Source organism: Methanothermobacter defluvii, from assembly GCF_003385755.1.
GTDB lineage: Archaea > Methanobacteriota > Methanobacteria > Methanobacteriales > Methanothermobacteraceae > Methanothermobacter > Methanothermobacter thermautotrophicus.
The window spans coordinates 35,796-57,328 of record NZ_QREL01000004.1 but is presented as its reverse complement, the minus strand read 5'-3'; the positions used below and the strand labels follow the sequence as shown (position 1 = coordinate 57,328).

Below are 21,533 nucleotides of genomic sequence, written 5' to 3'. Positions count from 1 at the left end.
CAAACTTAATTCTAAAAATGAGGTCATAGAACTCCTGAAGCCCCTTAATGCTTTACCTGAGTCTTCATTAGACTTGAAGGTCTTTGATAGAGACTAAGATGATAACTGATAAATAAATGAAGAAAACATAAATTATATGGGTGATTCTTGTGGACAGAAAAGAAGTACTGGAGCTCCTCAACATTGATTTCAGGCATGAACTCGAGGCCACCATGATGTACACCTACAATTCCTTTGTCATCGAGGACTGCGATATAAGCCGCCTGACCGAGGCCATTGCAGTCGATGAAATGAGGCATATGTGGTGGCTGGCTGACCTCATAACAAAGAGGGGAGGTAGGCCATCCATGGAGCTTGGTGAAGTGGAGTATGTTGGTGAAGATATAAAGGAGGGCCTTGAGAGGCAGATCGAGAAGGAAACAGAGGGCATTGAAGAGTATGAGAGGCAGATCGAGATAATAGATGATGATGAGGTTGTCGGTGTTTTAAGACACATTGTTGATGAGGAGAAGAGGCACAGGAAGGAGTTCCGGGAGCGTATAGCTCGACTATAATCAGCCTGTAATTTCCTGAATCGGCCCCCTCAGAACTCAGCACTCATATCTTTATCCATCTAACTATCCTCTTACCCAGCTTCGGAGCCACTCATATCTTTATCCGTCTGCGTATTCTCTTTCCTATTTCAAGGAAGGTTTCCCTTGATATTCTCTTTGGTGGACGGGGCCTCATGTAACCAAAGAAGGGGTCATCGAAGGTTTCACCGTTGACTGTGACCTTCCCCCTGTACCTGGGTATGAAGTGCCAGTGGAGGTGGGGTGGTGGGGTGTTCTGGCGGTAGAATGAGTTGAGCAGGACCCCCCAGTTGAACATGGTTGCCCCGAATTCCTTCTTCACAGCATCCTCAATTTCAGAGATTATGCGAAGCATTTCCTCCCACTCATCCTTCCTGAGGTTCCCAAGGAATTTCTCATCCCTCTTAAGGGCAACAACACAGGTGCCAAGGTTGCTCTGGTTGGGTGCCAGGAAAACAATCCAGTGGTCCCTTTCATAGAGATATTCCCCAAAATCGTATTCCTCAAAGACCACCAGATCCCTCCATCCTATCTATAAATAATGAGAGTTCAGCCACTATTGTTTCAACCACCTCATGAACTGTTTCATCCTCCCATGGCTCAGTTATCCTGAAGGAAACAAGAACATCCACCCCCCGGGGACCAGCAGAGAAAGAGTAGTCCCTGAATTTAGCTGCAAGTTTATCAATAGCTTCCTCCCTGATTTCATCCGGGATCATAAGCTTAAGTCTGAGTTTCCATCCTTCAGGGGATTTTTTGAGTTCATCAACAGCTACAAGGACCATCTTCCACCCTTTCCGGCATGATCCAGTTCATCAGTAGCAGGACCATAAATTCGCTTTTATGCCTCTCAGTCCTCAAGGACGCTTGAAAGGAAGACCATCATCTCGATCTCCTCCCTTGCGATGAAGTCCTCCATTTTAACCTTTGACTCCTCAGACCCAAAGGGGAAGTACTCCCTTTCATAGAACACTGTTATGATGAGGTCCCCTTCATCCCTTTCAGTGTCCTCATCCAGCCTCTCAATCAGCTTCTCAGTGAGCTCCTCATCAAGACCCGAGACCCTGTAACGTACATAGTTCATACCCCTATCTTCCCTGAAGCCAAAATCTTCAACCTTAACCTTCAAATAAAACACCACCCATCATTTATGTAGATTGGGATCATCATCAATAAGCCCCACAGAACACCATGCCTGCTCTGAGATCAGCTCAGTAGCTCCTCAATCACCACCAATAAATGACACTATAATCTCATTGTATTTTCCTATCTCATTCACCCCGAGGTGTCCGCACTCTGAATCGAATAGGACAAGTTCTGCTTTCGGTATTAGTTGAGCCATCGGGATTGTATCAAGTTCAGGTGGGAAGTAGCGGTCCTGGTTCACCCCGAATATGAGGGTGCGGGCCCTGATACTCTCCAGTTTCCCGCTGAGGTCATGTTTCATGGCGGCCCTGTTTCTCCAGATAACGTCATAGGGGTCCATGAGGGCCCCCTCAGAACCCATATCCATCATTGAGGACTCAAGTTCAGCATTTTCGAGGCCCTGGTAGTATTCCCTTGAAAGTCCGTGGAGGTACATGAGCATCGAGGCCAGCGCAAGTGCCCTCTCAGGCCTCCTGCCTGCCCTGAATTCCGGGTCCTCCTCGATGAGGTGGTTCATGTAGCTGAAGAGTGCATAGTTTATACCGCGCACTCGCCATGATGTCACAAGGGGTATGAGGAACTCCATTTCATCAGGGTACTCCGCAGCCCACTGAAGGGCCTGGAAACCGCCCATGGATGTGCCTATAACTCCCCTAACCTTTCTTATCCCGAATTTTTCATCTAAGAACTGCCTCTGGAAGTTGACCATGTCGAGGATGGTGTACTCCGGGAAATCCGCTCCCATCGCTGTTGTGGATGGTGATGCTGAGCCCGGTGATCCAAGGGAACTTATAGAGATTACGAAGAAGTTCTCAAGGGCCCCTCCCGGCTCTGTAAGGGCAGCTATCCTCCTGACTGATGAACAGTCCCCGCTCCAGCCATGTATGTATATAACAGCATTATCTATTACTCCCATATCATCAAAGGATGGTTTCCCTGTTGTTCTGTACTCAACGGGAGCCTCCTGGATTTTTTCTCCTGATTCAAACTGGAATTCTTCGATTTTGAAATAGGATGCTGGAATCTCCCCCATCAATTCGCCTCCCATCTCATTGTTACAGAACCTCCTCTCCATCCCTGTAAAGCTTTATGCACATTACCGGGCAGTTACCTGCAGCCTTTTCACTGCAGGATGGATCCTCAAGTTCAAGTGCCTGGATATCAGAAATTTCAACACCTTTAATGGATGAAATTCCATCATCTGCAAATTCAAATAGATCCGGGCAGCTGTCAATGCAGTTTCCGCATGATATGCACATCGTTCTATCCAGTTCAAGCCTGTACATGATGTCACCCTAAAAACTGAAGTCAAATATTAATATGGGGCTATTGCTAAAAATAGTTGGTGATGGATGGAGCAGCTGATGGTTGTGAGGAGAATGAGCCGCGGTTGTTGCTAAAAATACCTGATGATGGATCATGCGGGATGATTAAATGAGAAGGATTGATGCACTGGAACTTCAGGACAAACTCATAATAATCTACAAGGGTATGCAGCAGCGGAGATCCTTTGAAAAATTTTTCGGGAAGGATAGGTCCATGGAGAACGACTTCCTTGACAGACTCCTTAAAATGGATGCAGATGATCTCATCAGGGATGCCATAGTTGAACTCGAAGATTTAATCGGGAAGGAGAGCTACAGCCATGATGAGTGCAGTGACCCCTTTGAATGCATCGTGAACCGTGAATCAGTGGAGTACAAATGCAGGAGGTATGGAATCCCTGGACCTGAGGGGATAAAACTTGAAGACGTTGAATGCATTCTCTCAAGGATAATCTGAAGCCCCCCCTCAAGGACGTCCAGTATCCTGGATCAGGAGAACATGTTGAGAATGGCCTCCTTCAGGCCCCTTATAACATCCCCTGCAGATTGAAGAAGTGGGCTCTTAATGTTCCTGTAATCCCGGAGGTTTTCGAGACGGTTTATCCTGAAATATATGGGTGGATGCGGATCCCATGCTGTCCAGCCAGTTATCCTCTGTGACCCCCTTTTCTCCAGGGCAAGTTTCTGGTAACCTATCTTCCTGAGGGCCCTGGCCAGTACCTCAGGTTTACCGAGGGTCATTGCAGATAGCAGGTCGGCCCTGGCCTCAAAGAACTTTGCCACGAAGAATATTACGCCCATTGCAACGATTATGTAGAGTATGGGTGAAATGATAACCACGGGAAGGAGCACTGTGAGCCTCAGTATGAACTCGGCTGAGACTATGCTGAAGAGTATGATCGGGTCCCGTCCAACCAGGTGCCCCATCTCATGTCCTATGACTGCAAGGATCTCATCATCAGTGAGCTGAACGACCAGGCCAGTGGTTACAAGCACCAGCCCCCTCCCTGGACCTGGACCAGTTGCTGCAGCGTTTGCTATCATGGTATTTGCAAGCACCACCTTCGGTACCGGTATCCCGAAGGCTGATGCGGCTCTTTCAACTATTCTGTAGAGGTTCACCGTCCTTGACCTCTCATAAAGGGGATTGCATCTGAATCCATGCCTCTCCAGGACGTTCCGGGCGTCATCACAGGTTGGGGGTCTTTTATTTGCAAGTGAAGCACCATAGATCTCCCTTTTTATCCTGACAACTGCATCTTCCCCCATTGTCTTTATAAAGAACCTGAATTCATCCTCTGGAAGCTGGAACTGGACTATGTGTACGCTGGGATTATCCTTTGTGAGAACCCACTCCCCCATCCTCGCGTATATCCTGTCGGAGAGGAGGATTATTCCAAGCTGCATGAGGAGAATTGCGATAACAGCATAGAAGCCAAGGATTACGAAGAGGATTATGTTCACCCCGAAGAACAGTACATAGACAAGGAGCATGCTGCTTCCGAATATCCCCCTGGACGCCATTCCCCTCCTCGTGGGGGGTTTTTCAGGAATTATATCCTCCCCCTCCACCCAGGCAAAGTATATTGTGTGCTGCCGGAGGACATCCTCAAAGACCTGGATGGATGTGAATATATCCTCATATATTGAGTGGGCCCATTCCTCAAGATTCCCGGGGTAATCCAGGATCAGTTTAAGGTCCCCACCCCCAATAAGCTCCCCGTATATCACCCCATCATTCCTTAAAGCCCTGAAAGCTATTTTGAGGCCCTCCTTTCTGATGTCAGTGAATTCTCCTGGGATGAGGTAGTAACGGTAGATGAAATCAAGTAGCTCCCCGTAATATGCAGGCGATATCTCGGTTCCTATGAAAAACTCCTTTATCATGGACACACAACTTTCTCCAGCTCACAGTTCGTAAGGTAGACATAAAATCTCCCAGACAGACTATAGTTTATATCAGGGTCGATATTAATATTTACACTGACAGGGTAGATTTAGTTGCCCGGTGATCTGCGATCACTGAGTACCAGTTACAGTTAACTGACTGAACTTTTCAATAAACGCTGAATGTGAACTGCATGAAGTGCAAGGTATCTGAAAATCCGTCGATAAAGGAGGCATACCGTTTAATAGAGGATGGTATAAGGAAGAGGGCCCTTGTGGTGATACTCGCCTGCTGCAGTGCATCCTATGAGGGTCGTGCAAGGAGCAGGCTTGATGCCGGTGAAAGGCTGATCGTCATAAAACCCGATGGGACCTTCATGGTGCACCAGGACCGTAAGGTGGATCCTGTTAACTGGCAGCCACCCAAATCAAGGTCACGTGCCTACATCAAGAGGGGCAGCCTCTACCTCGAGAGTATCCGGAGGGACCCTGAGGAGCGCCTTGAGGTCGAAATCCATGAGGCCCACCTCGTATCATATTACCTTGCAAGGGACGTCCATGATCTCATGGTTGCAGGTCATGAGAACGATATGGGTGATATGATAATCATGCACCCCCAACTCATTGAGAAGGGTTTCCGGCCCGTTGCAAGGGAGTATGCCGTCGCTTCAGGCTTCATTGACATACTGGGAAAGGATGAGAATGGTTCCCTCATGATAATTGAGCTTAAAAGCAGAAAGGCAGGAGTGAGTGCAGTTAAACAGCTTAAAAGGTATGTTGATGAGTTCAGGGAGGATAGGGTGGGTGTGCGTGGTGTTCTCGTGGCTCCATCCATAACCCATGATGCCATGGAGATGCTGGAGGAGGAGGGCCTTGAGTTCAGGGAGATCGAACCCCCACGGGAGCTGAGATCAAACAGGGGCGTTACACTGGATAACTTCCTTTAAAGCCTTTCTATAACCTCTGCAAGCTGTCTGAGTGTCCTGACCTCCATCACGCTTGCCCCGGCATCCCGGTAAAGTGAAACACAGCTATCAACGACGTCCCACTTCTTTTCAGGTTCAGGGTTAAGTATCAGAACCTTCCTGGCCCTCTCTGACATCTCAGCTACCAGTTCAACGCTCTCAGGGATACCATCCCTCCTTGGACCGGCCCAGTCCCTGCAGTCTGATAGGATAACTATGTATGATTTTCCTGTGAAGGTCACGCCTTCAATAAAATCCCTGAATGCTGTGTACATATTGGATGTTCCGTGGATCATTAAATTCCTGATTCTTGACTCCCTGAGATTCCTGAAGGCATCGTAGAGGTCGTCCTCATCCAGCAGGTGGGTTGTCTCAACTATTCGGCTGTCGAAGTCAAAGAATCGTGAACGGTAGAAGGTGCGCTGGGCTGCGTAGATTATGCAGAAGAACCAGTTGCTTATCCAGTCACAAGACCCGCTCACATCACTGAGGAATATGTGCTGGCTCTTCCTCTCCCTCGGTTCTGAGCGTATAAGTTCAAGCACTGTGCCCCCATGTTTAATGTTCTTCCTTATGCTCCGCCTTATATCCGGCTTCATCCTCCTGGACTGGCGTAGCCTCCTTGATCTTCTGTTGGCAATTTTTATTCCAAGCCTGCGGCATAGCTCAAATATTTCAGGGTCGAATGAATTGAGGGTGGACATGTCCCTGTCCATGACTGCGGCCACATCCATTGAAGGGTCAGCCAACTCCTCAATTTCAGGTTTGAGCTGTGCAATCTCCTCAATTCCCATCTCAACCTCTGAGTTACCTGAAAAATTTTCTGATGCCTTGAGGTGATGTAGCCCCTCGCTTGCCCCTGATCCCTCTGATTCACTTTCTGCTGGAATTCCGAAGACCTCCTCGTAGGCCTCCATGAATGCGCCTGCGTATCTCACGTCCTTAACATAAACCGAAAAGAGGGCATCCCTGAGTTCAGGCCTCCCCTTAAATATCCGGTAGGCCTCAGATGCGTCCATGGTGCCCCTTACACTTACAGGGACTCCCTTATCCCTTAGAATGTTTGAGAGATGAATTATCCTCTTCATCTTTCCCCTCAACCGATTCCACAAGATCAAGGACCTTTGCTTCATCCGCCCTGTTCTTTATAACAACTCCAAGGGTTTCCTTAAGCGTATCAGAGTCCAAGCTATCCTTTCCAAGGGCCATGATGGTCCTGATCCAGTCCACGGTGGCCCTTATGGAGGGTTTCTTGATGATTCCCAGTCCCCTTATCCTGTTTATGAGCATTACAGTTTCCCTGATTAGGCCCTCAGGTGCTGATGGGACGTGAGACCTCACGATCTCCATCTCACGTTCAGGGTCAGGGTAATCAATGTGGATGTAAAGGCACCTGTCCCTTGTCTCGTCGAGGAGGTTCCTCTGGGAGTTGGAGGTGAGGAAAACCATTATATCATTTCGCAGGTCAAAGGTTCCAAGGTCATTGACCGTTATCTGCTTCTCCCCCAGGGCCTGGAGGAGGAAACTCTCGACCTCCTCATCTGCCTTGTCTATCTCATCTATCAGGAGCAGTGAGGGTTTCTCATTGATGAATGCTGATAAGAGTGGTCTTTTTATGAAGTAATCCTCCCTGAAGACGTCTTCATCGGATCCGTGGATTCGTGACTTTTCAAGGCTCAGAAGCTGTTTCTGGTAGTTCCATTCTCCGACTATCTGCTCGAAGGTTATGCCCTCATAGCACTGTATCCTGAAGAACTCTCTTCCCAGTGCCTCTGCAGTTTTTTTAGCAAGAAGTGTTTTACCAGTCCCGGGCGGGCCCTCCACGAGAACAGGTTTTTTCAGTTCCGATGAGAGAAAAAGGGTTATGATGATATCCCTGCTCGGTATGTATCCCACATTTCTGAGTGATGTGTCGATTTTATCCAGCTTTTCAGTTGTATTCATTCAAACCACTGCCAATGGGGTCTCCAGAATTAATCTGGCACCCCCTCTTAATAAAACTTTAGATGGGCTTATTCCAGTTCTGATGGTTTCACATGGATTTTAAAGATCTCAGACCCCCTTATAACATCCAGATCACATTCCATGCCGATCCTTTCCTCATTGAGGATTCTGTGAAGGTCGTCGACTGTTTCAACTGCTTCGCCGTCGAGGGCTATTATGATATCACCACGCATGACTCCAGCATCTCCTGCCGGACCATCTGAGAGTGATGCAACCATAACTCCCCTATCCGAATTCAGTTTCAGTTTCTCAACTGTTTCTGGCTTCAGCACCATGTTCTGGCAGGCCACTCCCAGGTGGGCCCTTCTTATTTTACCATCCTCTATGAGTTTATCTGCGACTTCCCTGACTGTATTTGATGGTATTGCAAAGCAAAGCCCCTGAGCAGGTCTTATAAGGGCCGTGTTTATCCCCAGGACCCTTCCGCGAAAATCAACCAGTGGTCCGCCTGAATTTCCAGGGTTTAGTGCTGCGTCTGTCTGTATAACCCCATCCACGAGCCTCCCTGTCATGGTCCGCAGGGATCTGCCGGTTGCACTCACAACTCCTGCTGTTACTGTGAACTGGAACCCGAAGGGGTTGCCTATTGCCAGGGCAAGCTGTCCCACCCTCACCCTCCTGGAGTCTGCAAATTCAGGTGTTCTGAGTTCATGCTGAGGTTCGATTTTCAGGACCGAGATGTCTGTGTGGGGGTCATCACCAACAACAGTTGCCCGGTACTCTTCCCCTGTGTTCAGTGTTACTTCAATTCTCTCTGCTCCGTGGACAACATGACTGTTTGTGATTATATGCCCGTATTCAGTGTATATGAGACCTGAACCTCCACCCACTGTCCTGTTTTTTGATCGGGCCACCGTTGTTACCCTTACAACTGAGGGGCTCACTCTATCGGCTGCGCCAATAACAGCCTCTGAGTAGGCATCCATTATTTCCTGCTCTTCAAGTTCTGTTTCACTAAAATCAGATCCTTTGTTATTATCTTTTGATTCAATCATTTTTCTAACTTTTAATTGGTTTTTAAGTTTATTTTAAAGGTTCTGGAACCTTTTTCAGGTTACTGAATTTTTAATTAAATTAAGTTATTAAAAGTCCTTATATATAAAGGTTTTCCTGGGGGTGGTGGGTTTAAATAGGGTAAGAAAGAAGGTATGATTATTAAGGTAAGAGAGGATAATAATGGATCTTCTATCAATGGTGCTCATAGGAGTTGGCCTTGCAATGGACGCCTTCAGCATATCCGTGAGCCGGGGCCTTGCACTCCATGAATCAGAGACAAACTACGCCCTGATATCCGCACTGTCCTTCGGAACCTTCCAGGCTGCCATGCCAGTTCTTGGATGGGTGTCTGGTCTTGAAATCCAGAGGCTCGTATCAGCCCTTGCACCATGGGCAGCATTCATTCTGCTCCTCATAATAGGCCTTAAAATGATCTATGAAAGCCTGATCATGGAGGAGGAAGAATTCATTTTCAGTTACCGTGAACTCCTTGTACTCTCAATTGCAACCAGCATCGATGCCTTCGCAGTGGGTGTGAGCTTCGCCCTCCTTGACATATCCATATGGCTCCCGGTAATTGTCATAGGTCTCATCACATTCATACTATCACTTGCCGGTAGCTACATAGGCGAAAGGGTGGGCCACATATTTGAAAACCGTCTTGAGGCCATTGGAGGCCTGATCCTCATCCTCATCGGTCTTAAGATCCTCCTGGAAAATGTTTCCTTCACCTGAATTTGTGGAAGTGTCTCTATGAGGCTTGGAATATGCCAGATGCAGGTAACCGAAGATAAAGAGGAGAATGTTGGTACTGCCGTTGAGATGATTGTGGAGGCCGCTGAGAGAGGCGCCCGGCTCATTGTCCTTCCTGAGATGTTCACATGCCCCTACGATGTAAACCTTTTTTCAGAGTATGCAGAGGATGAGAATGGATACTCCATAAGAACCATGAGGTCAATTGCCAGGGAACTGGGGATCCATCTGGTCGCAGGTTCCATCCCCGAGGAAACACCCGAGGGCATCTACAACACCTCCTTTGTGATGGACGATGGTGGGAACATCATCGGGAAGCATCGCAAGGTCCACCTCTTCGACATCAATGTTCCCGGAGAGATAAGCTTCAGGGAATCAGATAGCCTGATTGCAGGCGATTCCGTGACCGTTATAGAAACTCCCCACTGCATCATGGGTGTGGGGATATGCTATGATATGCGTTTCCCTGAACTTTCAAGGATGATGGCCCTAAGGGGTGCAGAGGTCCTTATATTCCCTGGGGCATTCAATATGACAACCGGACCGGCCCACTGGAGGCTCCTTGTAAGGTCAAGGGCCCTGGATAACCAGTGCTACTGTGTTGCTGCATCACCTGCAAGGAACCCCTCAGCGTCCTATGTTGCCTATGGCCACTCCATGATCGCTGATCCCTGGGGATCTGTCGTCTGTGAGGCCGATGCATCCCCCTCTGTGATCACAGCAGATATTGACCTGGAAGCCGTGGAGAGGATCCGGAGGGAGCTTCCCCTTCTGAGAAACAGAAGGCCTGATGTGTACGGCTGGAGATCTGGAGTATGATCATGATCCATAAAGGTGTTCAGCATGTCTGATAAAGCCGGAAGGACCTCCCTGCTGATACTGCTGACGGGTATCATACTTGCTCTGAGCTCATACCCTGTTACTGGCATGAGAATAGAGGGTTACTGGATCGTATCAGTTATATTCATAATTTCAATGGCTGTTCCATCATTCATATCAACCATAAGGAGCCTCGGGTCCCGTGGCTTTTTACTGATACTCGTTCTTGGCATCTATGCAATTTCGATTGAAACCCTCGCCATAATAACCGGTTTTCCCTACTCTGAGTTCTACTACGGTGATATGATCGGCCTGAAGATACTCGGCTACACCCCCTTCACGGTTCCATTCGCGTGGCTACCCCTGTTCCTTGGATCCGCCTACCTTGCAAAGGAGTGTGTTGAGGGCAGGGTTAAATTTCTGATCCTGGCAGCCCTTATTGCTGCATTAACCGACGTGGTTATTGACCCGGCTGCAGTTGCCCTCAAATTCTGGGTGTGGGTGAATCCGGGGATCTTCTATGGGGTTCCACTACAGAACTTCGCGGGCTGGATTCTCTCAGGTCTGGGGGCTGCACTGATCTCACTGGCAGTGACCGGTGACTCCCTGCAGGAGATGGGTAATGGTGCTGTATCAAGCCTTTACCTGATAATGTGTTTCTGGACAGGTGCCTGCCTCTTCCTTGGCCTTGAGATACCCTTCATTGCAGGCCTCATGCTCATTGCACTCATATTAAGAACAGCCAGGTTTAAGTTATGGTGAAGTGTCCCGTTGATGGGTTATATCCAGTGAAACACCCTGTAGTTTATGAGTGCAAGGAATAGAAGGCCGCCGAGGGCAGTGTTAACATGGGGTAAATACCAGTATATCTTCTCTATTCTTATTCTCCTTATTAGAAGCACTGAAAGGGAAAATGCCGGGTATATGAATACCAGGAAGCTCAGTGGATGGAATCCTGTAATGCATACTGTTATAATGGATAGCAGTAACCAGAAGAAGGCTGAAATTGCGAGAGCCGGTCTTCTGCCGATGAAAACGGGGGTGGTGTTTATACCTGCAATTCTGTCATATTCAGTATCAGGTACGGCCGAGAAGATGTGCATGGCTGCAACATGGCAGTAACCGGCAAAGAGGATCAGCGGGTCCGGAAGGGCGCCCGATGCAAGGTTGTATGCGAATATACCCGGCATTATATAGAGGTAGTTGGATGAGAAATCCAGGAATGGTCTCTCCTTGAAGCGAAGTGGGGGTGCGCTGTAGAAGTATGATAAAAAAAGGAATCCCATGAAAATTAGGGCCTCCGTAAGTGTCTGTGATAGCATCATAAGGAAGCTGATGACGGTTACCAGTATTATCGATCTCTTCAATCTTTTTCTCTCATCACGGGCCAGCATATGTTCTCTGGAGCCCTTCTTGGGGTTCAGAATGTCGGTTTCCTCATCCCACCAGTCATTAACCCCATATATGAAGATACTGGCCGGAAAGAAAAAGTATATCAGGTAGAGGTAGTAGGCAGGTGAGAGGAAATCTGCAAATCCTGACGCGGCCAGGGTGTATCCTATAACATAGGTCCCACCGGTGTAGATCCAGAACCTGAACCTGGATATCCTGAAGAGAAACCCCATATACTCCAGTATAGTCTTCATCTGAACACTGCCCCGACGATCATGGGCCTCCACTGACCCTGATGGAACCCATGAGGCGGAATATGTTAAACACCGCCCCTGAGACCACACGGCCCCTTGAAGGCTTCACCTTTCGGCTGTAGACTATCATGGGGTCCCTTTCAATGATCCTTGATGTCCACATGTACATGTCAGCCGCTGTCTTTATGGGTACCAGGTAACGGTAGGGGATGTACCGGTAGCCCCTCTCCGCTGTTCCCTGCCAGTCCCTGTAAATGTCTATCTGGGCCCTCAGAAATGACCGGAAATTATCCTCCCTCCCCCTTATCTCATGAGGATCAAGGGATTCGAGTCCAAACCTTTCAAGTTCATCCAGGGGGAAGTAGAGCCTCCCAAGCTCAATATCCTCTGCAATGTCCCTTATGAAGTTAACGTACTGCATGGCCCTTCCAAGGTACCTTGCATAGTGGTATGAATCAGGGTCAAGGCCCATTATGGATGCCATGAAGAGCCCCACGACCTCTGATGAACCAAGGAGGTACTCTTCGAGGGCAGACATTGTACTGTAGGATGATACTGTTATATCCATCTCCATGGACCTCAGGAAGGCCTCTGTCCAGTCATCTTCAAATTTTTTCCTCCTTGAAAGTTCCACGAATGAGTCAACCACCACGTCCCCTGTGATTTCACAGGAGTATGCTCTCCTGTACCTTTCCACGAAGTCATAGAAGCCATCAGTATCCTGCGGCACCCGGTCAACGTAGTCATCGGCCTTTCGAAGGAAGCTGTAGAGTATAAAAACGTCTCTCCTAACCTCCATTGGGAAGAAAAGTGTACTGTAGAAGTACGTTTTACTTCCCCTCTTAAATATTGAGTAAATTTTCTTGTCAATCAAAGACATATCACCCATTAGACTATTTTTAAGGTTTAAAGGTCTAAAAATTTGCAGTCATTACAGCAACCCTTTACCTTCCGGTATCCTCCATTATCTCATTGCAGACTATCTGTGATGAGACAAGTGTCATCGGGACGCCTATGCCGGGGTGGGTGTAATGTCCTGTGTAATAGAGGTTCTTAACCTTCTTGCTCTTATGTGATGGTCTCCAGAGGGCTGTCTGTCTCAGTGTATGGGAAAGCCCCAGGGCTGTGCCCTTGTATGCATTGTAACGGTCCCTGAAATCATTTATGGCGAATATCCTCTTTACAACGACATGGTCCCGTATATTTTCACCCACCTTCCTCTCAAGGTCATCCATCACCCTCCGGTAGAGGCCCTCCCTGAGTTCCTCGTTGTCCTCCATGCCCGGGGCGAGGGGGACCAGTATGAAGAGGGTGTCTGATCCCTGGGGGGCAGCAGTCGTATCTGTCCGTGAGGGTACATTCACATAGTAGGATGGTCTCTCTGGCCACCTCGCCCTCCTGGGGTCAAATACCTCCTGGAATTTATCGGCCCAGTCCCTCTCCAGGAAGAGGTTGTGGTGTTCAAGGGCATCTATAACCCTGTCAACTCCGAGGTAGGCTACAAAGGCTGATGGCGCCATTACCCTAGACTCCCAGTATGTCTCATCATAGGTCCTGTGGGGTTCATCAAGGAGTTCCAGTTCACTGTGGGGGTAATCAGCATTCACCAGGACTGCATTAGCTTCATAGATGTTCCTGTCGGTTATGACAGATGTTGCCACTCCATCGATTACCTCTATCCTTTTGACCTCCTCGTTGAAGTGGAATCTGGCTCCATGTTCAAGGGCGAGTTCATATATTGATTGGGCAACCCTCCTTATACCCCCCTCAGGGTAGAAGACTCCGAGGGTCATGTCGATATGGGACATTATATGATACATTGAGGGTGTGTTCTGGGGTGCGCTTCCAAGGAATCCCATTGAGTACTGGAGTATCTTGCGGGCCTCGTCACTCTTAAATCGCCTTTTAACGAAGTGTTCAAGAGATTCGAGTATGTTGAGCCTCAATCCTTGTAGCAGGAGCTTTCCATTAAGGAAGTCCAGGACTGACCTGTAGTCCCTGTAGAGCATTTCCTTCACAACCGAGTCGTAGAGTTTACCAGCTGATTCCAGGTACTCCCTGAGTCTTTCACCACCATCCTCCTCAAAGCTGTCAAAGAGTTCATAGTTCTTTTCAATATCAGATGATACATCAACGACCCTTCCCCCGTCGAAGAATACGCGGTATGCTGGTTCAAGTTTTTTAAGGTCATAGAAATCCTCTGGCTTGGCATTGAACTCTGCGAAGAAGTTTTCAAAGACGTCTGGCATGAGGTACCATGATGGTCCCATGTCAAAGGTGAATCCCCCCTCACTGTAGACGCTTGCACGTCCCCCAGGACCCTCATTCTTCTCAATGACAGTTACTTCCAGCCCCTTCTGTGCAAGGAGTGCCGCCGCAGATATTCCCCCGAATCCAGCTCCAACAATCACAATATTCATAAAACCACCACAGACCATATTAATAGTGTTATGTTGAAGCAGATATAAAAACTTCATTAAATGGATATTTCATTATTTAAATGTGCAGCAACAGGGATGTGTTGACCCATAGATATGATGTGAAAAGGAGGGGTGGATGAACAATGTCCCCTCTGATCCTTAAATCAGTTTAACTGAAGAATCAAAGGAACAGCACGTTATCGCACACTAACCAGTCCATTAAATCAACTAAAGAAAAGGAACAGCAAAAACTGATAATTTACTTGCAGGTTATCGTCCTGACTGGATCTTTTTAAGGGACTTGTTTGCAGCCTTCTTGAAGTCCTTATCACCCTTTCTTCTGGCCTTCTTGATGGGTTCTATGGCCCTCTCATCTCCAAGGTCTCCAAGGGACCTTACAGCTGCAAGTTTAACACCCCAGTCCTCATCATCAAGGGCAGCTATGAGGGGCTCCACTGCACGCAGATCTCCCAGTTCACCCAGGGACCTTGCAGCAAACTTCCTTACACCCCAGTCCTCATCACTGAGGGCCTCTATGAAGTGGTCTGTAACACGGGGATCTCCTATCTTCTTGAGTGCGAAGGTTGCGTATCTCCTGATTTCGCCCTCCGCTGTATCCATTATCTCCATAAGTTTCTCAAGAGATGCTTCACCAAATTCTGCAAGTTTTTCAGCTGCTTTAAACCTTACGGGATGACTTTCATCCTCCAGAAGAGCTATGAGCATTTCAACTGATTCCTCTGAAGGTTCAAGTTGTTCTATGGCCTCCATCCTCTTCTGAGGCTCCATTAGCCTCATTTCCTTCAACCTTGCATTGACCATGAGATCACCTGTTTTTTCCTGATATGCCGTAATCTCCGATGGTAACCTCTCCATTAACCAGAGACAACTGACTTCTGACCATGCCTACGTGTTCAGCTCCATCAATGAAAATTAATTTATCTCCCCGATGATATAAATATTCCACAGTAATTCAATGGAGATTCCCATGAAGAATCCTGCATGGAATACTGAAACGATCCGTGAAATAATCCGGCTTGGAAGGCTCCCCTTCCTTGGAGCCGGCTTTATACTTTATGCCACTGGAGCTGTCCTTGCAGCCATAGAGACTGGACATATCTCAGCGGAACAGTTCATCGCCGGTTACCTCATAGTTATGCCAGCACACCTATCTGTATCCTACAGCAACGACTACTATGACTTTGACCTTGACAGACCGGATTCTTCAACGAAGTACTCCGGTGGAAGCGGTACCCTCCAGAGGCACCCTGAACTGCGAAACTTCGCCTGGAGATTTGCAGTTTTTCTTATAGCCACATCCATAACACTGTCCATAATTTACACCATAACCTTCCGGAACCCCTCAGTACTTCTGCTTACTGTTTCTGGAAGCCTCCTTGGATGGTTCTACAGTGCACCGCCCCTCAGGCTTTCATACAGGGGCCTTGGTGAACTGGCAACCGCCATCACCGGATTCATATTTCCAGCCATGGGATACTCTGTAATGGCAGGTGGGCCTGACATCAGGATTCTGCTCTTCTCGGTACCGATAATGCTCTTGCAGCTCGTATTCATAATAAACGTTGAGATACCCGACCTCCGGGAGGACCTGCTGGGAGGTAAAATGACCCTTCCAGTCCGCCTCGGGGTCAGAGATTCCCGCAGGATAATGGTCCTTGCCTCAGCCGCCGCAACGGTGATGCTGGCCCTTCTTTCATTATCAGAGAGTTTCAGTCCCGGGATCAATTTCCTGGTAATAGCGGCCCTGTCACTCACAGTCACAATCCCGTGCATCCATTCACTCTATGGTTCAGGGGAGAGAGAGGATGTTGCAAGCAAATCTGAGCTTGTTATGAACTCCCTCATACTCTTCGGCATGCTTGACCTCATATATTTAACGACAGTCCTGGTGACCCCATGAAGACCTACAGACTCATGGATGACCTTGAAATATGTGACCTGTCCCTCATCATTGAGGATTCCATGGTCATTGCAGACCTCCACCTGGGCTACGAGCAGTACCTCAACACACAGGGTGTTATGGTACCCGGTTTCCAGTTCAGGAGGATAATTGAACGGATAGACACCATACGGGACGTGTCCGGAGCCTCAGGTATCATCATAAACGGGGACCTTAAACATGAGTTCGGGAGGGTGAGCTGGCAGGAGAACCGTGAGATCATCAGAATGATGCAGTACCTTGAGGAGAACTTCAGGGATATAACCATCATCAGGGGAAACCATGACGCCCTCATACCCTACATGTCACAGGTGTCACATCTCAGTGTCACCGAAACCCTCCGTATATCCGGTTTCCTCCTTGCACACGGCCACGTTGTACCCGAAGACCTTGATGCTGAGACAATAATCATCGGCCATGAACATCCCTGTGTGGGTTTAAGAAGCGGTGAGAGGGTTGAGAAGATCAAATGTTTCCTGCTTGGTCCCTTCAGGGACATGAAACTCCTTGTGATGCCCTCCTTTAACTTCGTTACAGAGGGTTCAGACATCCTCCATGAGGATATACTCTCCCCCTTTCTGAGGGAGTCTGAACTCACTGAATTCCTGGTCTATGGTGTTGAGGACTTTGAGATCTTCGAATTCAGGACCGTGGGGGACCTTCTGAAGTTTCAGCAGAAAACAGGTTATCCGGGTGATTGAATGATAAAGAAACAGGAGAGGATGTACACATCCGGAGAGATACACTCCATACTCCACCCATGGGTGAGTGAATGGTTCAGGAGGACCTTCGATGACTTCACAGAGGCCCAGAGGTATGCCATAATGGACATCCACAGGGGAAGGAATGTCCTGGTATCCTCCCCTACAGGGTCCGGCAAGACCCTCACCGCCTTCCTCTCGATAATCAGCGAACTGACGAGACTTGCAGATGATGGGGAGCTTGAGGACAGTGTCTACTGCATATACATATCACCCCTCAAGGCGTTGGACAACGACATTGAACGGAACCTGGAGGAGCCCCTCAGTGCCATCAGGGATATCGCCGCAGGGGAGGGCAGGGACCTTGAGATAAGGAAGGCTGTCAGGACAGGGGATACCACCAGCTATGAAAGGTCACGGATGCTCAAAAAACCACCCCACATACTGATAACAACTCCTGAGACACTCTCAATACTCCTTGTCGCACCAAAATTCAGGGAAAAGCTTTCAACCGTCCGCTATGTTATAGTTGATGAGATACACTCCCTTGCAGATAATAAGAGGGGAGTCCATCTCTCCCTCAGCCTTGAGAGGCTGCAGCACCTCGTGGGGGACTTCACGAGGATAGGTCTCTCAGCAACCGTCCACCCCCTCGAGAGGGTCGCGCGGTTCCTGGTTGGTTACAGCTACGGTTCAGAGAGGGAGTGTCTGATAGTTGACGTCAGCTACCTGAAGGAACTGGACATCGACCTCATATGCCCCGTGGATGATATCGTTGCCGCTGATCCCGAGGAGATAGGGAACGCCCTCTATGACATCCTCCATGACCTCATAGAGACTCACAGAACAACCCTGATATTCACAAACACCAGGAGCGGTACTGAAAGCGTTGTATATAACCTTAAAAGCCGTTTCCCTGAGAGCTACAGTGATAGCAACATCATGGCCCACCATTCATCACTCTCAAGGGAGATCAGACTTGAAACCGAGGAGAAACTCAAGAGGGGTGAACTGAAGGCGGTTGTTTCATCCACCTCCCTTGAACTCGGTATCGACATAGGCTACATAGACCTTGTGGTGCTTCTGAGTTCCCCCAAATCAGTTTCAAGGGCCCTCCAGAGGATCGGGAGGAGCGGCCATCAGCTTCACCAGAAATCTAAGGGGAGGATAGTTGTTGTGGACAGGGATGACCTTGTTGAGTGTTCACTCATACTCAAAAATGCCCTTGAGGGTAAAATCGACTCCATCAGGGTACCCGAGAACTGCCTGGATGTGCTGGCCCAGCACATATACGGGATGGCCATCGAGAACCCCTGGGACATCGACCATGCCCTTGAGGTCATAAGGAACAGCTACTGTTACAGGAACCTCAGGAGGGAGGATTACCTCTCTGTCCTCAGTTACCTGGCCGGTGAGTACGTGGAACTTGAGGAGAGGTACGTGTACGCCAAGATCTGGGTTGACTATGATAAGAACCAGTTCGGGAGGAGGGGTAAACTTGCAAGGATGCTTTACTCCACCAACATAGGCACGATACCTGATAGAAGCGCTGCGGTTGTGAAGTGCGGCGGTAAGGTCGTGGGGAGGATCGAGGAGGACTTCATGGAGAAGCTCAGGAAGGGGGACACCTTTGTGCTTGGGGGCAGAATATACCGCTTCAACTATGCCAGGGGCATGACCGTGAACGTCACTCCTGCCTCAGGGCCTCCGACGATTCCCTCATGGTTCTCAGAGCAGCTACCCCTCTCCTTTGATCTTGCATTGGATATACAGCGCTTCAGGGATATAATGGATGGAAAGTTTCAGTATGGGCGTTCCAGGAATGAGATAATGGAATTCATAATGAGCTACCTTCATGTGGACGAAAGGGCGGCGTCCTCCATCTACGAATACTTCCGTGAGCAGTACCTCTACGCCGGAATACCCAGTATAAGGAGAATGCTGGTGGAGTACTACACAGGTTTCGGTGGGAGGAAGTTCATTGTATTCCACAGTCTCTTCGGGAGGAGGGTGAACGATGCAATCTCCCGTGCAGTCGCCTACGTCATTGCCAGACGCTACCGGAGGGATGTTATGATATCTGTATCTGACAATGGGTTCTACCTCAGCTCAGAGGGCAAAATGGGTGGTCTTGAGGCCTTCAGGGAACTTGAACCTGAAAACCTGAGGAATGTGCTCAAGAAGGCCCTTGACAGGACAGAGACGCTGGCAAGCAGATTCAGGCACTGTGCTGGCCGTGCACTTATGATACTTCGGAGGTACAGGGGCGAGGAGAAATCGGTTGGCAGGCAGCAGGTTCGGGGTAAGATACTCCTCAAATTTGTGAGTGAACTTGATGATAAGTTCCCTATCCTCGAGGAAGCTCGGAGGGAGGTCATGGAGGACTACATGGACATTGAAAATGCCATCAGGGTGCTTGAATGGATAAGGGACGGTGATATGGAGATAAAACAGATCAACACCCGCATACCATCACCCTTCGCCTTCAACCTTGTGGCACAGGGCTACCTGGATGTCCTCAAATATGAGGACAGGATAGAATTCATAAGGAGAATGCACCAGGCGATAATAGATGAAATAAAAAGGTAGGTAGATGTCCTGAAAACTGGATCAGCTCCTAAGTATGAGCATCCTGTTGCCACCTCTCCTGAACTCATAGTCCACCTCCACCACATCAACATCAACTCCCCTCATCCCATTATTTATTAGTTCCCTTGCATAATCCGCCAGTTCACCGTTTTCCCTGACGATGGGGTACACCCTCACCTCGGAGCCCACCCTTGTGAGTTCTTCAAGGGCTTTTCTATGGAATTCCTGGTCAAGCCTGTGCTCGTAGATGAACAGGAGGTGTGATGAGACCACCAGGTCGAATTCACCGTCATCAAAGGGTAGCTCCCTGAGATCCCCCCTGATGTACAGGGCAGGGTTCAGTCTGTAGCTTTCCTCGAAGCAGCTGCATGCTTCAAGGCGTTTTTCAAGCATCTCATCAGGGGATTTATAGAATTCCCATTTAAAGGTATCTTTAATTCTTTTTAATGCTTCTGTGAGGGTCCGGAGGTGCTCCCTGCACCTTTCACCGAGGATCCCTGGTTCCTCGCCGTACATGATGTCACATGCCCTCACATCAAAACCAGCTGCGGCCATGATGGGGGTGAATGAACTGGCACCCCCCGGGCAGTCCAGTATCCGGAGGTCCCTCAGGTCGGGAGGGTTGAGGTTGAACATTTTAAGGTACTCCCTGCATGTGCGGGCCGTGAATAGTGGCCCTTCCACCGGTTCTTTCATGGATTCACTCCTTCAGGTTCTGAAATTAAAGATTGTCATCTCATGGTCCACTACATTAATTATGTTCAATCACCTAATTCACCCTTCACCTCACCGAAATGTTTATATAGGAGTATTCTAACATATAGGTTTGTGTGTCTCATACACACATCACCCCCTTATTATGGCTTTCAACATCCGGGATATTCGTTCTGTTGAAAGCACAAAAAATATCAGCTTCCAGAGATGTGAAAAAATAAAGCACCTCCCCGTTTTTTCACTCCTAACAACCCCCCTTAAAATCTCTGGAAGCTACCCCCCATATTATCACATGCAGGGACTATTTCTAAGTTTATATGAAGGCCAGCTTCAATTTAGTGCATGTTATCATCTCACAGTTTTTCAGCTAAGATCACAGAATACATTCCGCAGATAAACAGAGAACCCTGCTTTTAAAGCATCAAAAGAACACTCCATGATATGAAACGCAAGAGAAACCCCTGAAGACAGAAAACTGATTTTAAAATTAAGCAATAATATAAATGAACAGATCCACATATTAGACTACATGAAAGCACTTGTGGTATATTACTCAAGAACCGGGAACACAAGGGAGGTTGCAGCCAGAATAGCCGATGAACTTGGATGCGATATCGAGGAGATCCATGATACCCAGAAACGTACAGGGATCATAGGATTTATAAAATCAGGTTACCAGGCTGCAAGGGGGAAGGACACCGTCCTTGAACCCTATGAAAAGGACCCCTCCAGTTACGACCTTGTGATAGCTGGAACTCCGGTATGGGCGGGTAAGCCATCTGTACCCATAAGCACCTACCTGAAGGAGAACCGTTCAAAGATAAAGAAGGTGGCCTTCTTCTGCACCTACGGTGGAAGCGGTGCAGAGGGAACATTCAGGACCATGAAGGAAATCCTTGGCATGGAACCCATCGAAACAGTCGCAATCACAGAGAGGGAGATAAAGGAAGATACCTGCGACTGCAAGATAGAACCCTTCGTAAGGGATGTTGAAGAACCATTCAGAGAACCATCAGAACCCCGGTGAATCCATATC

Annotated in this window: 24 protein-coding genes; 10 read left to right on the top strand and 14 right to left on the bottom strand. The window is 48.4% G+C overall.

The features are described from left to right. The first annotated feature begins 149 nt into the window (after positions 1–149). Complete coding sequence (locus C7452_RS08700) at positions 150–554, top strand: ferritin-like domain-containing protein (protein ID WP_115892862.1); 405 nt, start codon at positions 150–152, stop codon at positions 552–554. Between the two features lie 91 nt (positions 555–645). Here the strand turns inward: C7452_RS08700 and C7452_RS08695 are convergent, their stop codons facing one another. From C7452_RS08695 to C7452_RS08675, 5 genes are all read right to left on the bottom strand, one after another. Beyond that, positions 646–1,086 carry an HIT family protein gene (locus tag C7452_RS08695; protein WP_115892861.1) on the bottom strand — a complete coding sequence of 147 codons (441 nt, stop codon included), beginning with the start codon at positions 1,084–1,086 and terminating at the stop codon, positions 646–648. Further along, positions 1,076–1,357, bottom strand: coding sequence for a hypothetical protein (locus C7452_RS08690; protein WP_115892860.1), 282 nt, complete (start codon positions 1,355–1,357; stop codon positions 1,076–1,078). Before C7452_RS08690 ends, C7452_RS08695 begins: the two co-directional genes overlap by 11 nt. 65 nt (positions 1,358–1,422) lie before the next feature. Then, positions 1,423–1,701 (bottom strand): DUF5750 family protein, encoded by a 279-nt coding sequence (locus C7452_RS08685; RefSeq protein ID WP_394339335.1) that lies wholly within the window; start codon positions 1,699–1,701, stop codon positions 1,423–1,425. 93 nt (positions 1,702–1,794) lie between these two features. Beyond that, positions 1,795–2,766 carry an alpha/beta fold hydrolase gene (locus tag C7452_RS08680; protein WP_245942915.1) on the bottom strand — a complete coding sequence of 324 codons (972 nt, stop codon included), beginning with the start codon at positions 2,764–2,766 and terminating at the stop codon, positions 1,795–1,797. A gap of 7 nt (positions 2,767–2,773) precedes the next feature. Next, positions 2,774–3,004 carry a ferredoxin gene (locus C7452_RS08675; protein WP_010877421.1) on the bottom strand — a complete coding sequence of 77 codons (231 nt, stop codon included), beginning with the start codon at positions 3,002–3,004 and terminating at the stop codon, positions 2,774–2,776. 148 nt (positions 3,005–3,152) lie between these two features. On the opposite strand from C7452_RS08675, the gene C7452_RS08670 reads away from it, so the two are divergent. Further along, entirely contained in the window at positions 3,153–3,500 is a 348-nt protein-coding gene (locus C7452_RS08670) for a hypothetical protein (RefSeq protein WP_115892858.1), read from the top strand. Positions 3,501–3,532: 32 nt separating this feature from the next. Here the strand turns inward: C7452_RS08670 and C7452_RS08665 are convergent, their stop codons facing one another. After that, positions 3,533–4,930: a M48 family metallopeptidase gene (locus C7452_RS08665; protein ID WP_170130338.1), complete on the bottom strand. Its 1,398-nt coding sequence runs from the start codon at positions 4,928–4,930 to the stop codon at positions 3,533–3,535. A 194-nt stretch (positions 4,931–5,124) separates the two neighbouring features. On the opposite strand from C7452_RS08665, the gene nucS reads away from it, so the two are divergent. Then, complete coding sequence (gene nucS / locus C7452_RS08660; RefSeq protein ID WP_115892856.1) at positions 5,125–5,877, top strand: endonuclease NucS; 753 nt, start codon at positions 5,125–5,127, stop codon at positions 5,875–5,877. Here the strand turns inward: nucS and C7452_RS08655 are convergent. The 3 genes from C7452_RS08655 to C7452_RS08645 form a co-directional block, all read right to left on the bottom strand. Further along, a complete protein-coding gene (locus C7452_RS08655) occupies positions 5,874–6,983 on the bottom strand; it encodes a vWA domain-containing protein (protein ID WP_245942914.1) in 1,110 nt (369 codons plus the stop codon). The genes nucS and C7452_RS08655 overlap by 4 nt on opposite strands. Then, positions 6,943–7,839 carry an AAA family ATPase gene (locus C7452_RS08650; RefSeq protein WP_115892855.1) on the bottom strand — a complete coding sequence of 299 codons (897 nt, stop codon included), beginning with the start codon at positions 7,837–7,839 and terminating at the stop codon, positions 6,943–6,945. Before C7452_RS08650 ends, C7452_RS08655 begins: the two co-directional genes overlap by 41 nt. Before the next feature lie 68 nt (positions 7,840–7,907). Then, positions 7,908–8,894, bottom strand: a complete 987-nt coding sequence (locus C7452_RS08645) for a S1C family serine protease (protein ID WP_115892854.1) — start codon at positions 8,892–8,894, stop codon at positions 7,908–7,910. A 181-nt stretch (positions 8,895–9,075) separates the two neighbouring features. Here C7452_RS08645 and C7452_RS08640 point away from each other — a divergent pair, with 181 nt between their 5' ends. Genes C7452_RS08640 through cruF form a run of 3 tightly spaced genes read left to right on the top strand, consistent with a single transcriptional unit; the run spans position 9,076 to position 11,229 of the window. Beyond that, positions 9,076–9,630 carry a manganese efflux pump MntP gene (locus C7452_RS08640; RefSeq protein WP_115892853.1) on the top strand — a complete coding sequence of 185 codons (555 nt, stop codon included), beginning with the start codon at positions 9,076–9,078 and terminating at the stop codon, positions 9,628–9,630. Between the two features lie 18 nt (positions 9,631–9,648). Continuing rightward, positions 9,649–10,467: a carbon-nitrogen hydrolase family protein gene (locus tag C7452_RS08635; RefSeq protein ID WP_115892852.1), complete on the top strand. Its 819-nt coding sequence runs from the start codon at positions 9,649–9,651 to the stop codon at positions 10,465–10,467. Positions 10,468–10,491: 24 nt separating this feature from the next. Then, positions 10,492–11,229: a bisanhydrobacterioruberin hydratase CruF gene (gene cruF, locus C7452_RS08630; protein ID WP_245942913.1), complete on the top strand. Its 738-nt coding sequence runs from the start codon at positions 10,492–10,494 to the stop codon at positions 11,227–11,229. 17 nt (positions 11,230–11,246) lie between these two features. Here the strand turns inward: cruF and C7452_RS08625 are convergent, their stop codons facing one another. The 4 genes from C7452_RS08625 to C7452_RS08610 all read right to left on the bottom strand — a co-directional run bounded on the left by C7452_RS08625 (position 11,247) and on the right by C7452_RS08610 (position 15,355). Continuing rightward, the gene (locus tag C7452_RS08625) at positions 11,247–12,113 is read right to left on the bottom strand and encodes a prenyltransferase (RefSeq protein ID WP_115892850.1); all 867 of its coding nucleotides are present in this window, start codon (positions 12,111–12,113) and stop codon (positions 11,247–11,249) included. A 19-nt stretch (positions 12,114–12,132) separates the two neighbouring features. After that, the gene (locus C7452_RS08620; protein WP_245942912.1) at positions 12,133–12,993 is read right to left on the bottom strand and encodes a phytoene/squalene synthase family protein; all 861 of its coding nucleotides are present in this window, start codon (positions 12,991–12,993) and stop codon (positions 12,133–12,135) included. A 64-nt stretch (positions 12,994–13,057) separates the two neighbouring features. Further along, on the bottom strand, positions 13,058–14,533 hold the full coding sequence (locus C7452_RS08615) for a phytoene desaturase family protein (protein WP_115892848.1): 1,476 nt from the start codon (positions 14,531–14,533) through the stop codon (positions 13,058–13,060). 270 nt (positions 14,534–14,803) lie between these two features. Further along, entirely contained in the window at positions 14,804–15,355 is a 552-nt protein-coding gene (locus C7452_RS08610) for a HEAT repeat domain-containing protein (protein ID WP_115892847.1), read from the bottom strand. Positions 15,356–15,521: 166 nt separating this feature from the next. Between C7452_RS08610 and C7452_RS08605 the strand changes: the two genes are divergently transcribed. From C7452_RS08605 to C7452_RS08595, 3 genes are read left to right on the top strand one after another with little or no spacing between them, the layout of a single operon-like run. Next, positions 15,522–16,454, top strand: a complete 933-nt coding sequence (locus tag C7452_RS08605; RefSeq protein WP_170130337.1) for a prenyltransferase — start codon at positions 15,522–15,524, stop codon at positions 16,452–16,454. Then, the gene (locus tag C7452_RS08600) at positions 16,451–17,194 is read left to right on the top strand and encodes a metallophosphoesterase (RefSeq protein WP_115892845.1); all 744 of its coding nucleotides are present in this window, start codon (positions 16,451–16,453) and stop codon (positions 17,192–17,194) included. Before C7452_RS08605 ends, C7452_RS08600 begins: the two co-directional genes overlap by 4 nt. Next, positions 17,195–19,783: an ATP-dependent helicase gene (locus C7452_RS08595; protein ID WP_115892844.1), complete on the top strand. Its 2,589-nt coding sequence runs from the start codon at positions 17,195–17,197 to the stop codon at positions 19,781–19,783. Positions 19,784–19,804: 21 nt separating this feature from the next. On the opposite strand, the gene C7452_RS08590 is transcribed toward C7452_RS08595, so the two are convergent. Continuing rightward, the gene (locus C7452_RS08590) at positions 19,805–20,479 is read right to left on the bottom strand and encodes a class I SAM-dependent methyltransferase (RefSeq protein WP_115892843.1); all 675 of its coding nucleotides are present in this window, start codon (positions 20,477–20,479) and stop codon (positions 19,805–19,807) included. Positions 20,480–21,026: 547 nt separating this feature from the next. On the opposite strand from C7452_RS08590, the gene C7452_RS08585 reads away from it, so the two are divergent. Continuing rightward, positions 21,027–21,524, top strand: a complete 498-nt coding sequence (locus C7452_RS08585; RefSeq protein WP_115892842.1) for a flavodoxin family protein — start codon at positions 21,027–21,029, stop codon at positions 21,522–21,524. The last annotated feature ends 9 nt before the right edge of the window (positions 21,525–21,533 follow it).